The sequence below is a fragment of the Caballeronia sp. LZ035 genome (genome assembly GCF_031451175.1).
In the GTDB taxonomy this organism is placed as follows: domain Bacteria; phylum Pseudomonadota; class Gammaproteobacteria; order Burkholderiales; family Burkholderiaceae; genus Caballeronia.
This window is the reverse complement of sequence record NZ_JARUXS010000002.1, coordinates 201,693-217,645: the sequence shown is the minus strand read 5'-3', so window position 1 is coordinate 217,645 and position 15,953 is coordinate 201,693. Positions and strand designations below refer to the sequence as shown.

The 15,953-nt window shown below is 62.6% G+C and carries 15 protein-coding genes; 7 read left to right on the top strand and 8 right to left on the bottom strand.

Annotated features, from left to right (window positions below):
• Positions 1 to 22: 22 nt before the first annotated feature.
• From QCE88_RS16555 to andR, 3 genes are all read right to left on the bottom strand, one after another.
• A complete protein-coding gene (locus tag QCE88_RS16555; protein ID WP_409018185.1) occupies positions 23 to 1,729 on the bottom strand; it encodes a hydantoinase B/oxoprolinase family protein in 1,707 nt (568 codons plus the stop codon).
• Between the two features lie 5 nt (positions 1,730 to 1,734).
• A complete protein-coding gene (locus tag QCE88_RS16550; RefSeq protein WP_309904025.1) occupies positions 1,735 to 3,858 on the bottom strand; it encodes a hydantoinase/oxoprolinase family protein in 2,124 nt (707 codons plus the stop codon).
• A gap of 112 nt (positions 3,859 to 3,970) precedes the next feature.
• Complete coding sequence (gene andR, locus QCE88_RS16545; protein ID WP_309904023.1) at positions 3,971 to 4,945, bottom strand: anthranilate 1,2-dioxygenase regulatory protein AndR; 975 nt, start codon at positions 4,943 to 4,945, stop codon at positions 3,971 to 3,973.
• A 193-nt stretch (positions 4,946 to 5,138) separates the two neighbouring features.
• Between andR and andAc the strand changes: the two genes are divergently transcribed.
• The 4 genes from andAc to andAa are packed head-to-tail and all read left to right on the top strand — an operon-like array spanning position 5,139 to position 8,449.
• Positions 5,139 to 6,410 carry an anthranilate 1,2-dioxygenase large subunit AndAc gene (gene andAc, locus QCE88_RS16540; protein ID WP_309904021.1) on the top strand — a complete coding sequence of 424 codons (1,272 nt, stop codon included), beginning with the start codon at positions 5,139 to 5,141 and terminating at the stop codon, positions 6,408 to 6,410.
• Positions 6,411 to 6,434: 24 nt separating this feature from the next.
• Entirely contained in the window at positions 6,435 to 6,908 is a 474-nt protein-coding gene (andAd, locus tag QCE88_RS16535) for an anthranilate 1,2-dioxygenase small subunit AndAd (RefSeq protein ID WP_309904019.1), read from the top strand.
• 10 nt (positions 6,909 to 6,918) lie between these two features.
• The gene (andAb, locus tag QCE88_RS16530) at positions 6,919 to 7,242 is read left to right on the top strand and encodes an anthranilate 1,2-dioxygenase ferredoxin subunit AndAb (protein WP_309904017.1); all 324 of its coding nucleotides are present in this window, start codon (positions 6,919 to 6,921) and stop codon (positions 7,240 to 7,242) included.
• Entirely contained in the window at positions 7,232 to 8,449 is a 1,218-nt protein-coding gene (gene andAa / locus QCE88_RS16525) for an anthranilate 1,2-dioxygenase system ferredoxin--NAD(+) reductase (protein ID WP_309904015.1), read from the top strand. The genes andAb and andAa overlap by 11 nt, the downstream gene beginning before the upstream one ends.
• A gap of 989 nt (positions 8,450 to 9,438) precedes the next feature.
• Here andAa and QCE88_RS16520 read toward each other — a convergent pair.
• From QCE88_RS16520 to QCE88_RS16510, 3 genes are all read right to left on the bottom strand, one after another.
• Positions 9,439 to 10,863, bottom strand: a complete 1,425-nt coding sequence (locus QCE88_RS16520) for an aldehyde dehydrogenase family protein (RefSeq protein ID WP_309904013.1) — start codon at positions 10,861 to 10,863, stop codon at positions 9,439 to 9,441.
• A 136-nt stretch (positions 10,864 to 10,999) separates the two neighbouring features.
• On the bottom strand, positions 11,000 to 12,130 hold the full coding sequence (locus QCE88_RS16515; RefSeq protein WP_309904011.1) for an AraC family transcriptional regulator: 1,131 nt from the start codon (positions 12,128 to 12,130) through the stop codon (positions 11,000 to 11,002).
• 50 nt (positions 12,131 to 12,180) lie between these two features.
• A complete protein-coding gene (locus QCE88_RS16510; RefSeq protein WP_309904009.1) occupies positions 12,181 to 12,372 on the bottom strand; it encodes a hypothetical protein in 192 nt (63 codons plus the stop codon).
• A gap of 47 nt (positions 12,373 to 12,419) precedes the next feature.
• Between QCE88_RS16510 and QCE88_RS16505 the strand changes: the two genes are divergently transcribed.
• The 3 genes from QCE88_RS16505 to QCE88_RS16495 all read left to right on the top strand — a co-directional run bounded on the left by QCE88_RS16505 (position 12,420) and on the right by QCE88_RS16495 (position 14,789).
• Entirely contained in the window at positions 12,420 to 13,754 is a 1,335-nt protein-coding gene (locus QCE88_RS16505) for a UbiD family decarboxylase (protein ID WP_309904007.1), read from the top strand.
• Positions 13,751 to 14,335 carry a UbiX family flavin prenyltransferase gene (locus QCE88_RS16500; protein WP_309904005.1) on the top strand — a complete coding sequence of 195 codons (585 nt, stop codon included), beginning with the start codon at positions 13,751 to 13,753 and terminating at the stop codon, positions 14,333 to 14,335. The genes QCE88_RS16505 and QCE88_RS16500 overlap by 4 nt, the downstream gene beginning before the upstream one ends.
• Positions 14,336 to 14,651: 316 nt before the next feature.
• Positions 14,652 to 14,789: a hypothetical protein gene (locus QCE88_RS16495; RefSeq protein ID WP_309904003.1), complete on the top strand. Its 138-nt coding sequence runs from the start codon at positions 14,652 to 14,654 to the stop codon at positions 14,787 to 14,789.
• 179 nt (positions 14,790 to 14,968) lie between these two features.
• Here the strand turns inward: QCE88_RS16495 and QCE88_RS16490 are convergent, their stop codons facing one another.
• On the bottom strand, positions 14,969 to 15,247 hold the full coding sequence (locus QCE88_RS16490) for a hypothetical protein (RefSeq protein WP_309904001.1): 279 nt from the start codon (positions 15,245 to 15,247) through the stop codon (positions 14,969 to 14,971).
• Positions 15,248 to 15,953 (bottom strand): RHS repeat-associated core domain-containing protein (locus QCE88_RS16485; protein WP_309903999.1); only part of this gene is annotated, 706 nt, incomplete at its 5' end.

Below are 15,953 nucleotides of genomic sequence, written 5' to 3'. Positions count from 1 at the left end.
GCGTCCGGCCAATATTCCATGCTCAACCCAGGCCATAGGCCTGCACGGCGCACGCCTCGCTGACATAGCCGAGCCGGACATCCTCCGCCAGCTGCTCGCGTGAACGCTCGCGTGCCGCGCCAATGCCCGCGCCGCCTGGCAGGTCCAGACACAAGCGCCGTCCGCGCGGCACGGTTTGCAGGCCCATGGCGGCCAGCGGCGTGCCGTCATCGAGCGTCACGGCGCCCGGCGCACCCGCGCCTCCGCCGTCGCGGCCACGCGCCGCATGCACGATGCGGTCATACATGCCGAAGAACTGGAACGGGGCGCCATCGACGGATGCAATCTCCAGCCGTTGTCCGAGGCCGCCGCGCCAGCGTCCGGGGCCGCCGCTGTCGGGCCGCAACTCCTTGCGCCAGATCACCACCGGATAGAGCGACTCGACGATCTCGCATGCGATCGCCCGCACGCCGCTCGGGAACGCCGTGCCCGACATGCCGTCGTCGCCGGTACGCGCGCCCGCGCCGCCGCTGTTGAAGAACAGCGTCTCGAACGCGCGCGGCTGTTGCGCCGACGATGCATCGGGCAAGGCCTCGCCCGCCGCCATCCACGCCGCCGCGCCGCCGCGCAACTGCGCGCCCCAGACACACGACGCCCCTTCGGCCGGCACGCGGTCCGGCAGCACGCCGGCAAGCGCACCGAACACGACATCCGGAAGAAACTGCCCGATGATGTGCCGCGCGCACACTGGCCAGGGCCGCTGCACGTTGAGGATCGATCCTTCGGGCGCGCTGATGTCGAGCGGTTCGAGCGAGCCGGCATTGTTCGGCACTTCGGGTGCGACGGCGGCGCGCACGCCGAACGCCGCATACGCACGCGTGTAGTTCAGCACCACGTTGATGCCGCGATGACTCGCAGGCGAGGTTCCCGCGAAGTCCACGCTCACGCGGCCGTTTGCCACTTCGAGGGTGGCGGCGAGATCCACGGGTGTGTCGAAGCCGTCGATGCGCATCGCATACGGATAGCGCCCTTCCGGCAGCGCTGCGATGGCCTGCTGCATGGCGGCGCGCGAACGGTCGATGATGGCGTCGGACACGCGCACCATGTCCTTCTCGCCGAACTCGTCGAGCATCGCGACGAGCCGCGCAGCACTGGCTTCGTTCGCGCCCACGTAGGAGAGGATGTCGCCTTCCACTTCATCGGGCGTGCGTACGTTGGCGCGAATGATCTCGATCAGGTCCGCGTTGATCACACCGGCGCGCGCCAGCGGCAGACGCGGAATGCACAAACCCTCTTCGAATACGGATCGCCCGTCCGGCCCCTGCCCGATCCCGCCGATATCCACCTGGTGACAGGTGCACGCGAAGAACGCGATCACACGCTCGCCACGAAACACGGGCGACACCACGGTCACATCGTGCAGATGCCCCGATGCCAGCCAGGGATCGTTGGTGATGAAGTGATCGCCGGGACGCATGGTCGCGATCGGGAACACGTCGAGGAAATGGCCCACGGCAGCGGCCATCGAATTGACATGGCCGGGCGTGCCGGTGACGGCCTGGGCGACGAGCCGCGCGCGTGCATCGAAGACGCCTGCCGAGAGATCGCCTGCCTCGCGCACGGTCGGACTGAACGCGGTGCGCATCAGGAGACGCGCCTGTTCCTCGACGACGGCGATGAGACGGTTCCAGATCACTTGCAGCCGGATCGGATCGAGCGGCGTGGATGCATCCTGATGATCGATGTGCATGGTGTTCATGACGTGCAGGTTCCGGCGGTACGGCGTTCGAGCAGCAGATGACCTGCCGCATCGATACGGGCGATGAAATCGGGCGGCACGACGACCGTGGTTTCACGATCGACGATCACGGCGGGACCGCTTACGTCAGCGCCTTTTGCCAGCGTGTCGCGACGATGGAAGCGCGCAGTGACGCGAGCACGGCGCGATTGGTCGAGCACGGGGCGTTCCGTGGCTTGCTCAGGCGTCACGGAAGTTTCCTCGTGCTGCACGTGCGTCACCGCAGTGCGTTGCGGGGCGCTCACGCGGACACTCCAGCCAAGCGTTTCGATCGCCGCGCGCGGAACGAGCCGTCCGAAGCGCGCGCGATAGACCTCTTCAAAGCGCTCCCGTAACATCACCGCTGCATCGGTCGCGAGACGCGCGGCCGGCAGCGTGATCTGCAATTCATGACCCTGTCCGCGATAACGCATGAAAGCAGTTGCCTCGACACTGCACGTCTCGCGCGACACCACGCGTTCAACGATGGCCGCCGCTTCGGTCTCGAGCGTATCGAGCAGCGAGTTCACCGCGTGGGCATCGAGTTGCGCGAGCGGTTCGAAGCGGCTGCGCACTGCATCGAAGGCGACCGGTGCGAGCAGGAAACCATAGGCCGAGCCGACGCCCGCGCCAGTCGGAATCACCACGCGATCGATGCCGAGCTTGTCCGCAAGACGCGCCGCATGCAAGGGCGCGGAACCGCCGAACGCAATCAGCGTGCGGCCTTCGACTGACTTGCCGAGTTCGATCGCATGTTCGCGCGCGGCACACGCCATCGCTTCGTCGGCGAGTTCGGCGACAGCGTACGCGGCGGCATCGGTGTCCACCTGAAGCGGGATGCCGATGTCGGTATCGATCGCCTCGCGTGCGGCCTGCGCATCCAGCGTCAGCGTGCCCGCTGCGAAGTACGCCGGATCCAGACGCCCGGCGCTCATGTGAGCGTCCGTGAGCGTGGCACGCTGACCGCCGAGCCCGTAGCACGCAGGACCGGGCGCCGAGCCCGCACTTGCCGGACCCACCTGCACGCGGCCGAGCACGTCCACGCGGGCAATCGAACCGCCGCCCGCGCCGATCTCGCACAGTTCCACCACTGGAATACGCAGCGGAATGCCGCTGCCCGGCTTGAAGCGATACAGACGCGCCACTTCGAGCGAACGTGACATGTGCGGACGGCCATCGTCGATGAAACACAGCTTCGCCGTCGTCCCGCCGATATCCAGCGACAGCACCTTCGGCAAGCCGAGCGCCTCGCTGAGATGTGCAGCAAGCAGCGCCCCGCCCGCCGGTCCCGATTCGAGCAGGCGCACCGGCAGACGGCAGGCTGTATCGACATCGCAGAGACTGCCATCGGAGGACATCAGCAGGAGCGGTGCGTCGATCGACAGCGCGTGCAAGGCATCGACGAGGCGCGTGAGATACGAGGCCATCAGCGGGCGCACATAGGCGTTGACCGCCGTAGTCGAGAAGCGCTCGAACTCGCGCACTTCCGGCGACACGTCCGACGACAGGCTGATCGATAGACGCGGCAGTCGCCCAGAAAGCCAGTGCGCCGCGGCAACTTCATGACGCGGATTGCGATAGCTGTGCATGAAGCCGATGGCAAGACTCTCGACGTCACGGGTTTCGATTTGTGCGGCGATGCCTTCGAGCGCGTGGAGATCGAGCGCTTCGAGTTCGTCACCTTGCGCGCTCAGACGCCCTTTGATCGTGAAGCGCAGATCGCGCGGAATCAGCGGCGCGGGTTGACGCACGCGCAGATCATAGTGATCGGCGCGCGCTTCGAAGCCGGTTTCGATGACATCGCGAAAGCCTTCGGTGGTCAGCAAGGCCGTGCGCGCGCCGCGCCGTTCGATCACGGCATTGGTGGCGAGCGTGGTGCCGTGCACGATTGCGCCGAGCGTATCCGGCGCGACGCCGGCCTCCCGCAGCAACTGCTGCACGCCATCGAGCACTGCGCGCTCGGGCGCGTCGGGCGTGGTCAGGCGCTTGTGGGTATGGCGGAGATGGCCTGCCTCGAGCACGAAGTCGGTGAAGGTGCCGCCGATATCGATGCCCAGTCGCGGCTTCGACGCATGCGCGCCGGGTGCAACGGATGAGTTCATGAGCTATGGAGCAAGGTGACAGGCGCGCTTTGCACCTGGAACCTGAACGATACGGACATCGTGCGATGGCCGTATTCGATAGCGGAACTCTGTCCTTCGCTTTTGGTTTTCGTCAGCGGCGCCGGAGTGTTTCCGATGGCGACTCGCCGAAAGCGCGCGCATAGCCCACCGAAAAACGGCCCAGATGAAAGAAGCCGCATTCCAGCGCGATATCCGCGACCCGCACCTCCGACCCCGCCGCCAGCAACGCTTCGCGCGCGCGTTCCATGCGCGCTTCGCGGACGAACTGCATCGGGCTTAATCCGCGACTCTGCTGGAAACCATCGCGCAAGGTACGTGACGACACGCCGGCCGCGTCCGCGATGTCCTGCAATTGCAGCGCCTGCGCACAGTGGGCACGCACGAAGTCCATCGCTCGGCGCACATAGGCGGGCGCGCTCGCACTGCGCCGGGGCATGGCGGCGGAAGCTTGGCGCTCTGTGGTGCAGGCATGAGCCGAAGACAGCAATTCGATCAGCAGGAACTCCATGTGCGAGGCGATCCGCTGATTCGTGCGCGCGCTTTCGAGCAGTTCCGGCGAGCCGGTGAGCGTGCGCAACTGCTCCATCCATCCGCGCAGCGCTGGGCTATCCAGCGAGACATGCGCCGGAATCGTGCGCGGTTCGTCGCCGAGTACCGAGGCGAAGGCCTGCGCGTCGATGCGCAGCACGAACTGCTCGCACTCGCTCGACAGGCGCGCCTCGAACGAATGACCCGGGCGACACAGGATGCCGTTATTGCGATCCACCTGAAGCGTGACGTCGCGCGTGCGGGCATGGGCGCGGCCCGCGAGACAGAACATCAGGAGGTAGTAGCCGTCCACCGCTTCGACATCGACTTCCATCTCTGCGCCGAACGCAATGGTGCCGAGACCCAGCCCGCCGACCTTCACGAAATCCATGTGAGCGGGGCCTTCGTGCGCGCCCCATGGACGCAGCGCATGTGGCTGCATCACGCGGGAGATGGACTCGCGTGTCTCGTCGAGATTGTTCGATTCGAACAAGCGGTAATTGCGCAGCGCGCAGGGACTGAAATTTAAGGGCGACACGATGACGACTCCGTCAGCCGGGACTGACTCGACGATCCGGCAATGCAATGCAATGCAATGCAGAAAACTGCCGAATCTGGATAAACCGGCGCATGCCGCGTTTTTGGTGGATAGACCCGCCATTGTGGCTCTCCAAAAATCCCGCTGTACCGTCCGCGAACAGGACGACGCCCCACAACTGGAGAAATACACGATGGATACGGTCGAAACGCCACTTCGCCGCATGGAGCCGCTCGACGCCGACGCGGTCGTCTTTCCGCACGATGACGGATCGCGCGTGCCCTACAAGGTGTTCAGCTCGCAAGCTGTCTACGATCGCGAACAGGAGCGCATCTATCGCGGGCCGACGTGGAATTTCCTCGGCCTGGAAGCCGAAGTGCCGAACGCGGGCGACTTCAAGAGCACCTTCGTCGGCGATACGCCGGTGGTCGTAACGCGCGCCGAAGACGGCTCGCTGTCCGCGTGGGTGAACCGCTGCGCGCATCGCGGCGCGTCGGTGTGCCGCAAGGCGCGCGGCAATGCGACCTCGCATACTTGCGTGTATCACCAATGGAGTTTCGACAACGCCGGCAACCTGCTCGGCGTGCCTTTCCGACGCGGCCAGAAAGGGATGAGCGGCATGCCCGCCGACTTCGACCCGAAGCAGCACAGCCTGCGCAAACTGCGCGTGGACAGCTACAAGGGGCTGATCTTCGCGACCTTCAGCGAGACCGTCGGACCGCTGCCCGAGTATCTCGGCGATGAGATGCGCCCGTGGATCGACCGCATCTTTCACAAGCCGGTGGAATACCTTGGCTGCACGCGCCAGTACTCGAAGTCCAACTGGAAGCTCTACTTCGAGAACGTGAAGGACCCGTATCACGCGAGCATGCTGCATCTGTTCCACACCACGTTCAACATTTTCCGCGTGGGCATGAAGGCGCGTTCGATTCCGGATGCGACGCATGGCCTGCACAGCATCATCACCGTGACGAAGACGGGTGAGGATACGTCGAGCGCCTACAAGCAGCAGAACATCCGTTCCTTCGACGAGGGCTTTGCGCTCGAAGACGACTCCATTCTCGGCCTCGTCTCCGAATACGAGGAAGACACGACCAACCATATCCAGCCGATCTTTCCGCAGCTCGTCATCCAGCAAATCCACAACACGCTGGTCGCGCGTCAGCTGTTGCCGAAGGGGCCAAACAACTTCGAACTGATCTTTCATTTCTTCGGCTACGCGGACGACACGCCCGAGTTGCGCGCACTGCGCATCAAGCAGGCGAATCTGGTGGGTCCGGCGGGATACATCTCGATGGAGGACACGGAAGCGACCGAACTCGTGCAGCGCGGCACCGTGCGCGACGGCGATGCGACCTCGGTGATCGAGATGTCGCGCGCCAATCCCGACCAGCAGGACACGGTCATTACCGAAAGCCTGATCCGCAAGTTCTGGGTGGGTTATCAGAAACTGATGGGTTATTGATTCACCGTGCACGAGAACCGAACGATGACCGACATGCAACTGTGGTTCGAGCTGAGCATGCTCCAGAACCAGTACATCAATACGCTCGACAACGACCGTCTCGAAGCGTGGCCTGCGCTGTTTACCGAAGACTGCGTGTATGAAATCGTGCCGAAGGAGAATGCCGACATGGGCTTGCCCATCGGGATCATTCATTGCACGAACCAGAAGATGCTGCGCGACCGCGTGGTGTCGCTGCGTCACGCGAACATTTTCGAGGAGCACAGCTACCGGCACATGACGTCGGGGCTTGCGGTGATCGCGGAGAAGGATGGTGTGATCGAGACGGAGAGCAATTACGTTGTCGTACAAACGCGCACCAACGGCGAGTCCGACGTGTACCAGGCGGGCAAGTATTACGACCGCGTGGTGCGCACGCCGGATGGGCTGCGTTATCAGCAGAAGCGCGTCGTGTACGACACCTCGCGTGTGCAGACGCTGCTTGCTACGCCCATTTGAGGAGATCGTCATGAATGCAATCGTGGATGGCTGGCAGGATCTCGGCGCGCTCGATGACTTCACGGAAGGCGAGCCCATGGCTGTCGTGGCGGGAGAGAAGCCTGTAGCGGTGTTTCGTCTTGGCGACGATGTGTTCGCGCTGCACGACCTGTGTACGCATGGTCATGCTCGTCTGTCGGATGGGTTCGTGGAGGACGGGTGTGTCGAATGTCCGTTGCATCAGGGACTGTTCGACATCCGCACGGGTGCGCCGCGTTGTGCGCCGGTGACGGAAGCGGTGCGGGCGTATCCGATCCGCATCGTCGATGGTCAGGTGCAGATTCATGTCGAATGACACGTGCGTGATTGTCGGCGCGGGGCACGCGGCGCGTCGTGCGGCCGAGACCTTGCGGTCGCTGGATGCGGATGTGCGTATCGTGATGATCGGCGCTGAGGGCGCGTTGCCTTATGACCGTCCGGTGTTGTCGAAGGACGCGTTGACGCGCGCCGACGGCGAAGCGCGCGCCTTCATTCGCGATGCCGCGTGGTATGCGGCGCAGCGGATCGAGCTCAGGCTTGGTATGCGTGTCGATGCTATTGACCGCGCTGAGCGGCGGGTTTTGTTGGCGGATGGCACAGCGTTTAAGTATGACCGCCTGTTGATCGCGACGGGTTCGCGGGTGAGGGCGTTTCCTGGGCCGGTTGATGAAGGTGTCGTGTTGCACTATGTGCGTACCGTCGAGGATGCCCGCGGGTTGCGCGCCGCGTTGCTGCCGGGAAAGCGTGTTGTGGTGCTGGGTGGCGGGTTCATCGGGCTCGAAGTGGCTGCTTCGGCGCGCACGCTCGGGTGCGAGACCGTGGTGATCGAAGCTGCGCCGCGTGTTCTGCATCGTTCGATGCCTGTGGAGATTGGTGAATATATGCAGGCGCTGCATCGGGCGCGGGGCGTGGATGTGCGCGTTGGGACCCCGGTTCTGGCTATTCGAAGGAATGGCGGCGGATGTGTCGTTGATACGCAGTACGGTGCTGTTGAAGCCGATGTCGTGGTAGTGGGTATTGGCGTCGTGCCGAATGTGGAACTGGCGCAAGAAGCCGGTCTTGAAACGGAAGATGGCGTTGTTGTTGATGCGCAATGCCGTACGTCGGATTCGTTCGTTTTTGCGGCGGGTGAGGTGACGTCGCACTTCAATCCGCTGTTGATGCGGCATGTGCGGGTGGAGTCGTGGCAAGTCGCCGAGAATCAGCCAGCGGTGGCGGCGGGCAATATGCTCGGGGGCGATGCTTCTTATGCGGAGATTCCGTGGCTCTGGTCGGATCAGTATGACTGCAACGTGCAGATGCTTGGGGTGGTTGATCATGCGCACTCGCGTGTGGTGCGCGGGGACCTGACGACAGGTGCGTTCTCGTTTTTTGCCCTCGATGGTGAATCTCGCCTTGCGGGTGCTGTGACTGTTAATGCGGGAAGCGATATGGCGGTTTGCAAGCGGCTTTTGAATAGCGGCAAGGCGCTTGATGCCGCGAAGCTTGCGGATAGGGCTGTGATGCTGCGGTCATTGCTTTGAAGGAGGCTATGGAAGTTTGTTTGCCATGCGCTTGTTTGCCATGCGCTTGTTTGCCATGCGCTTGTTTGCCATGCGCTTGTTTACCATGCGCTTCTATGGACTTCCCGCATTCACGTCGGTGTATTAGCACTGCCCCTCCCCGGGGCGGGGGTAACTTTCTTTGCGGCTGCAAAGAAAGTCACCAAAGAAAGCAGCTTTCTTACCGCCAAAGGACCACCCCGCGGCGCGACACCGAAACACCGGACTGGCCCGGCACTAGCGAGTGCCCTCATAGGCCACACCGGGCTTGGATCGCGGACCCACTGAGACAACCTGCCATTTAGCGAACTGGTGCAGCCATTGAAAGCGCCGGCCCAGCGCTACGCGCTGCCGAAGGGTATGCAAGGGAAACCAACGAGGGGCGGGCCGGTACAGTGAGATGGACGCGTTAGCCGAGATGGAAGGGTCAGCAAGCAAGCACCGGCAGACCCGATTGACCGGACGGCGGCGCGAAGCGCGGCGCCGGAGCCTGCAAGGGCTGCACCAGTTTGTTCAAGGGTGCGATTTCACAGTGGGTCCGCGATCCAAGCCCGGTTAGGCTTGTGAGGGCACTCGCTAGTGCAGGGCCAGTGAGGTCTTTCTGTGTCGTGCCGCTAGTGAACCTTGGGCGGTAAGAAAGCTGCTTTCTTTGGTGACTTTCTTTGCAGCGGCAAAGAAAGTTACCCCCGCCCCGGGGAGGGGCAGTGCAAGCAAACCGACGTGATAACGGGAAGTCCATGGAAGCGCATGGCAAACACAAGGAACCACGCAAAGGCTCGGCGCGAAGGATCCCGCCCCGGGGAGGGGCAGTGCAAGCAGACCGACGCGACCACAGGAAGTCCATGGAAGCGCATGACAAACCCAGCGAACCACGCGAAGACTCAGAGCGAAGACCCCGGGCCCCGGGAAGGGGCAATGCAAATAGCCCGACGCGACCACAGGAAATCCATCGAAGCGTGGGCAAACTTCCCTCAAACCTCAGCGAGCTTATCGAGCGACGGCACCGATCCTTCATTGGCCAGCAAAGCCCGCTTGCGCACATACCTCATGATGCTCGTCGCACCATATCGCGACCCCCCCATCCCCGATTTCTTGAACGCGGTCTTCTCCCCCGCGAACATCATCACCCGCGGCAATTCCGTGTCGTTAATACTGACGCCGCCCGCTTCCATCTTCGTTGCAAAATCACCCGCCGTATGCGTATCCGGCCCAAACACCGCGCCGCTCAGACCAAACATCGAATCGTTCATCAGATGTTCGGCCTCTGCATCGCTCGTGAAGCGCATCACCGGCACCACCGGTCCAAAAGTCTCGTCCATCATCAGTGTCATCTCATGCGTGACATCCGTAACGATAGTCGGATCGATCCACACCGCCCCATCCACCGTCTCGCTCTTGCCGCCGAGAACAATCTTGGCGCCCTTCGCCACGGCGTCGTCCAGCTGTGCATCGATCGTCGATGCCTGTTGCGCGAAGATCATCGGACCATAGTGGCCGCCGTCGCCGGCCGCCTCGCTGCGCCGCAGCGTCCTTGCCTGCGCCGACAATTCAGCAACCAGCGCGTCATAAAGCGATTCATGCGCATACACACGCTCGATCGCATAGCACACCTGCCCCGAGTTATAGAGCGCGCTGCGCAGAATGCTGGTGGCCGCTCGCTGCACATCCGATCCCGCGAGCACCACCGCCGCATCCTTGCCACCAAGTTCGAGGAACGCCGGAACAAAAGCCTGCGCCGCCGCCGCTGCGATCTTCTGCCCCGTCGGAATGCTGCCCGTGAAGACCACCGCATCCGTCTGCTCGACAATCGCCGCGCCCGTATCCGCACCGCCCTGCACCAGATTGATGATGCCCTTCAACGCAGGCACAGCAGCAATCGAACGCATCAGCGGCTCGACGAAACGCGGCGTGACCTCGCTCGGCTTGATGACGACAGCCGCGCCCGCGACCAGCGCCGGAATCGCATCGATGAACGACAGCACCAGCGGGAAATTCCACGGACTGATGACGCCCACCACCGGATACGGCGCATACGTCACCTTGAAGACGATGTCGGGATGCGAGTCCAGCTTGCGGAACGGCGTAGCGAGTACCTCGGGCGCAGCATCGCAGAAGCCATGAATGAAGTGAATCACCGCGCCCAGTTCTTCTTCGGAGATGCGGTGGCGCGCGGTATCGACGGACAGCGCCGCGACGATATCCTTGCCGTGCGTCTCAAGCTGTGCGGCCCATTCGCCCAGCGCCTTCGCGCGATGCTCGAGTCCCAGCGACTGCCAGGCGCGCTGCGCATCACGCGCTTCCGTGATGACCTTGCCCACCTCCTGCGCGGAGGCCGCGTTGAACTCGTAGTCGTGTTCGCCCGTGCGCGGATTGCGTACCTTGATTGCCTTCATCATTGTTCCGTTCTGTTGTTCTGCCCATGACGGGCGTGGTCCAAAAAGTGAGGACGATGCTAACAACAGAATTTCCGGCACGGCAGGCACACGCCTATGTTGAGGCCGATTTCCTATATCTGAGTGCGTTGCTCCAACATCAGGATTTATCCGCGTCTTCGGTCCTGCGCGCGCGCATCGATGCCTGCGCGGCTTCAGGCGCTTCGGGGGCCGCGCGCTGCTGCGTGGCGGGGCTCGCCAGCCGCCGCGCATCCTTCGGCGCAAAGCCGAAATAATCACGGAACGCAGCGGTGAAGCTCGTCTGATGCTGATAACTCGTCGCCAGCGCGACCTGTCCCACCGGCATGCGTTCATCGACGAGCAGATGCAGCGCATGATTCATGCGGCATCGATGTCCGTACTCGAAGATGGTCATGCCGTAGAGAAACTTGAAGCCGCGCTTGAGCTTGGACGCATTCGTGCCCACCGCGCGCGCCAGTTCCGGAATGGTCGGCGCGACGCGCAGGTCCGCGACGATCATCTTCTGCGCCTGTTCGATGAGCCGCAGGTCGCGCGCGGACAAGGTCTCGCCCGGCGAGTCGTCGCGCAGATGCGCAAGCCACATCTCGATGCACGCGCACAGCATTTCCGTGCACTTGCCTTCGAGATAAAGCAACTGGCGCGGGCCGCTATAGGGCGAGGCCAGCAACTGCTCGGCGATGTGCAAGGCATCGACGCTGAAGGGCATCTGGCGGTTATAGATCTGGTCGCGGCCAATGGACGCGAGATCCGTGCGAATCCGCTCGGCCTCGCCGCCGAGCGCATGCACGAGCCGGTCGAAGTAGCGCCGCGTCACATACATGCTCACCGATTGCCATGGACCCGGCCCGCAGGTCACCTGATACTGCACGTCCGCGCCCTGGCTGCACACGAGCAGGTTCGGCGCATTCACATGCAGATGACCGGTATCCGAGAAGTCGACGCTCGCCGGTCCCGCAATCGAAAAATGAAATTCGACGAAGCCTTCGGGAAGGATGCGCTCCGAACGGCTATGCGCATAGTTGCAATCCGACACGACGACAAAGATTTCGTCGCGGATACTCGCCATTTTCCATGCGCCCTCTTCGGCATCGCCAGGTACGGCGAGCGTCGCGCCATAGAGGCCGAACTCGGGCACGCTCACGCAATCGGGGCGCACCCGCAATTGATAGAACGCTTCCGTCAGACGCGCCTGCGGTCCCGCAAGCGTGGCCCTGAACAGTCCCCGGTTCGCCGGGTAGGGGTGGTCCATCGCATCTCCGGTCGGACGATCGCGCCACGCAAGTGACGGCCAACGATGAGTCAGTCAAAGTCAGTCAAACTTGCCACATGCGCGCGCTGGATCATTTCAGTCGCGTCATTATCAGTCGCCAAAACTCGTTCAGGTTTTTGCATGTCGATTTCCGGAACAGCTGTGAAGAAAAAATCGCTTTTCCTAGATTCGCGTCGTCTTTGCGCATCCCCACAAAAATGGCGGCGGTTATAAGAAGGCACGGGCGCATGCCGCGCCTTTCCGAAGCCTCCACCGCCATTCACTCACGATGCGACATTACCTTTCCCGGCTGCGCGCACGCGGCGATCTGCTGACCGTCACGCGCGAAGTCGACCCGCGCTTCGAAGCCGCCGCCGTCGCGCGCCGCCTCCAGCGCGAAACGACCAAGCCCGTGCTGTTCGAGAACGTGCGCGGCAGCAAGCTGCCTGTGCTGCTCAATCTCTATAGCGACCACGACCGCCTGCGCGAGATCATCCGCTGTGCGCCCGACGAGACCTTCTGTGCGCGGCTCGATCGCGAGATCACGCTGGCTTCCACGATCGAGACCGCGACGGAGCCGGCGCCGCTGCCCTCCGACTGGATCACTGGCACACTCTCCGATCTGCCCATCCTCACCTATCACGAACGCGACGGCGCGCCCTACATCACGTCCGGCATCTTTCTCGCGAAGGACCCGGACAGCGGCGTGCCGAACCTGTCGTTCCATCGCTCGATGGTCGTCTCCGACGATGAACTGCGCATTCGCCTGGGCAGCAGCCATGATCTCGCGCAGTACCAACTGCGCGCCGAAGCACGCGGCGAAGCGCTGGAAGCGGCCATCCTGATCGGCGCGGCCCCCGAGCTCTTCATGAGCGCGTGCGTCTCGCTGCCGCCGGAGGGCGACGAACTCGCGCTCGCCGCCGCCATTCGTGGCGGTCCGCTGGCCATGCGCCGCGCGTGCAGCATCGACCTCGACATTCCGGTGGCGGCGGAGATCGTCATCGAAGGGCGCATCCTGCCGAACGAGCGCCGTCCGGAAGGACCGTTCGGCGAGTTCATGGGTTATTACGTCGAAGTGGGCGACAACCATGTCTTCGAAGTGACGCACGTCGGCTGGCGCGAAGGCGCGGTGTTCCATGGCCTGATCTGCGGCTCGGATGAAGACCTGCGCCCGCTCGAAGCGGCGACGGCCGCGCGCATCTACAAGGCCGTGTCGGCACAGGTGCGCGGCGTGCTCGACGTGACCTGCAAGCCGACCGTGATGAACACCATCATCAAGATCGACAAGCAATACGACGGTCACGCGCAACACGCGCTGCTCGCGGCGCTGGGTTCGCATCTCGACTACAACAAGCTTTGCATCGTCGTGGACAAGGACATCGACATCTACGACATGAACGAAGTCATCTGGGCGTTTCTCACGCGCGGCCGCGCGGATACCCGCACAATGGTCATCAACGACGTGCCCGGCTTCTATCGCGATCCGCACAAGGATCACTGGGGACGGCTCGCCATCGATGCCACCAAGCCCTGGGGCCGCGAAGCGGAGTTCGCGCGCAAGTCGATTCCCGGCGTCGAGACACTCGTGCTCGACGACTATCTGCCCAAGGGCGTGCAGCGATGACGGCGGCGCATCGGCCGCGGCGCATCGTCGTCGCCATCACGGGCGCGACCGGGGCGGTCTACGGCGTACGTCTGCTCGCGGCGTTGCGCGAACGTGCCGTTGAGACGCATCTGGTGGTGTCGCGCGCGGGCTGGCTGACGCTGCACGACGAAATGGCGCTCGATCGCCAGGCCATGCGCGAACGGGCGAGCGTGTGGCACGAGCCGAACGAGATTGGCGCGACGCTGGCCAGCGGCTCGTTCCAGCATGACGGCATGGTGGTCGCGCCTTGCTCGATGAAGACGCTTGCGGCCATCGCGCATGGTCTCGACGACAACCTGGTCACGCGCGCAGCCGACGTCACGCTCAAGGAGCGTCGCAAGCTCGTGCTGCTGGCCCGCGAGACGCCGCTGACGCTCGCGCACCTCAACAACATGACGCTCGTGACGCAGATGGGCGGCGTCATCATGCCGCCGCTGCCTTCGTTCTATGCGCGGCCGTCGAACATCGAGGAACTGGTGGATTACACCGTGCAGCGCGTGCTGGATCAGTTCGGGCTCAATGATGAGCAGGCTTATGCGCGGTGGGGTGGGCTGGGGTGAGGGATGGTGGTTTCAGTGACGATCCTTATTTTGTCGAGCAGATTGCGTGACTGATCCCTTTCCACGCAACCCGACAGATGGGCTTCGTCAATCTGGAGGGTTGGCGGCTGGCCCAGTGCGTCATAGCCGTAAGCGAGGGCAGGGTCGAACGCGGCGATGGGCAGCGTGGACGGTCAAGGCATAAGATGTATCGCGGTCAGTGTGCGCATGCATGGTTCATTCTCGCTCACGCCACTTCGCAGCATGCGCTTCTGATCAGACAACCGTTCCGCTAGGTCATGTGCATGCGCTGGTGTGCCTGCGACGTCGCTGTACGATGACCATCAACTCACCACAGGAGTTGATCATCGCCGACGCCAATTTTGAAGCGCGTTCCACGAAGCCCGAGCATCCCACCGCCTTTCAACAAACCCTGCCAGACTTGGCCGAGCAGACAGCCAATCGACGGCCCTGACTGCCATGCAGGGACATGATCGACAAACATGTCTTACCGTTTGGCTTCGAACCCGGTGAGTGCATCTACCTCTCCTTCGATCATCGCCAGCTCTACATCGGCCCTGATTTTGAGAAGCGCAGAGGCTAGTCACTGCTACGGGTAGACGAACGAAGGGATCGAGTCGGCGGCCTCTTGGTCTATCCGCCCGTGTATAACCTGAGCGTCAATTTCATTGCGGTCTTGATGTCTTCGTCCGTGTGCAAATACTCATCCGGAGATTCCATCAAATCCACACCGTACAGATACATCACGCCCGACCATATACGGTCCTTATCCGAGGGCGGAGAATATATTAAATTCCCTGCTTCCTCGTGCTGGATAACTGAATACGCCCACCTGTCAGCCTCTTGGCGCGATATTCGGCCAGCCAGCATTTCTTCGAACACATGTCGAACGGTTTGCACATCGATTTCCATTCACCATTTCCCTATGTATTGACCGGTGCTGTCAAACCTGTAGTGCGTTTTGACTCCGTCATTTAATTCCGGTCTGACCTGCCGCACATTCGCCGCATGATCAATTGTTTCGTGCCAACCCCGTGTTCGACCAGTGCTTGGATCGAATTCGTGTACATAACGACGGCCCACCATTTCCCCCGGTTTCGTAGCCGGACTGACCTCACCATAGTAACGAATGCGACCATCCTCGAGTTCCCTGCTACCCGCGTGGCCGTACCTCTCTTGATATCCCAGGTGGCGCTTCAGATCCGCAGCTTGTTTTGCATCCGTCGCCGTCTTGCACGTCAGCCCCCACGGATCAATCCAGCCAACCGGATTAGGCCCATATTGATACGGATTGATACCGCCATTGAGTCCAATCGGATCTTGGCATACAAAGAAGCCAGTGTCGGGATCGAAGTATCTGTACCGGTTGTATCTCAGCCCGCTCTCATCGTCCTCGTATTGACCTTGCAAGCGAATCGGTTGCTCGATGCGATGCGTCCCGACATGGTCAGCGCGGCCGGTTACGGTGTAGTGTACTTCCCATACGATCTCGCCGTTCGCGTGGTGCAGGCGTACCGGTGCGCCGTTCGGGTCGGTTTGATAGAAGTAAATTTGCTTTGATTGGCCATCGTGCGTCTGCATCGCCAAGGGCTCGAAGCTGCCCAGGTGATAGGCATAG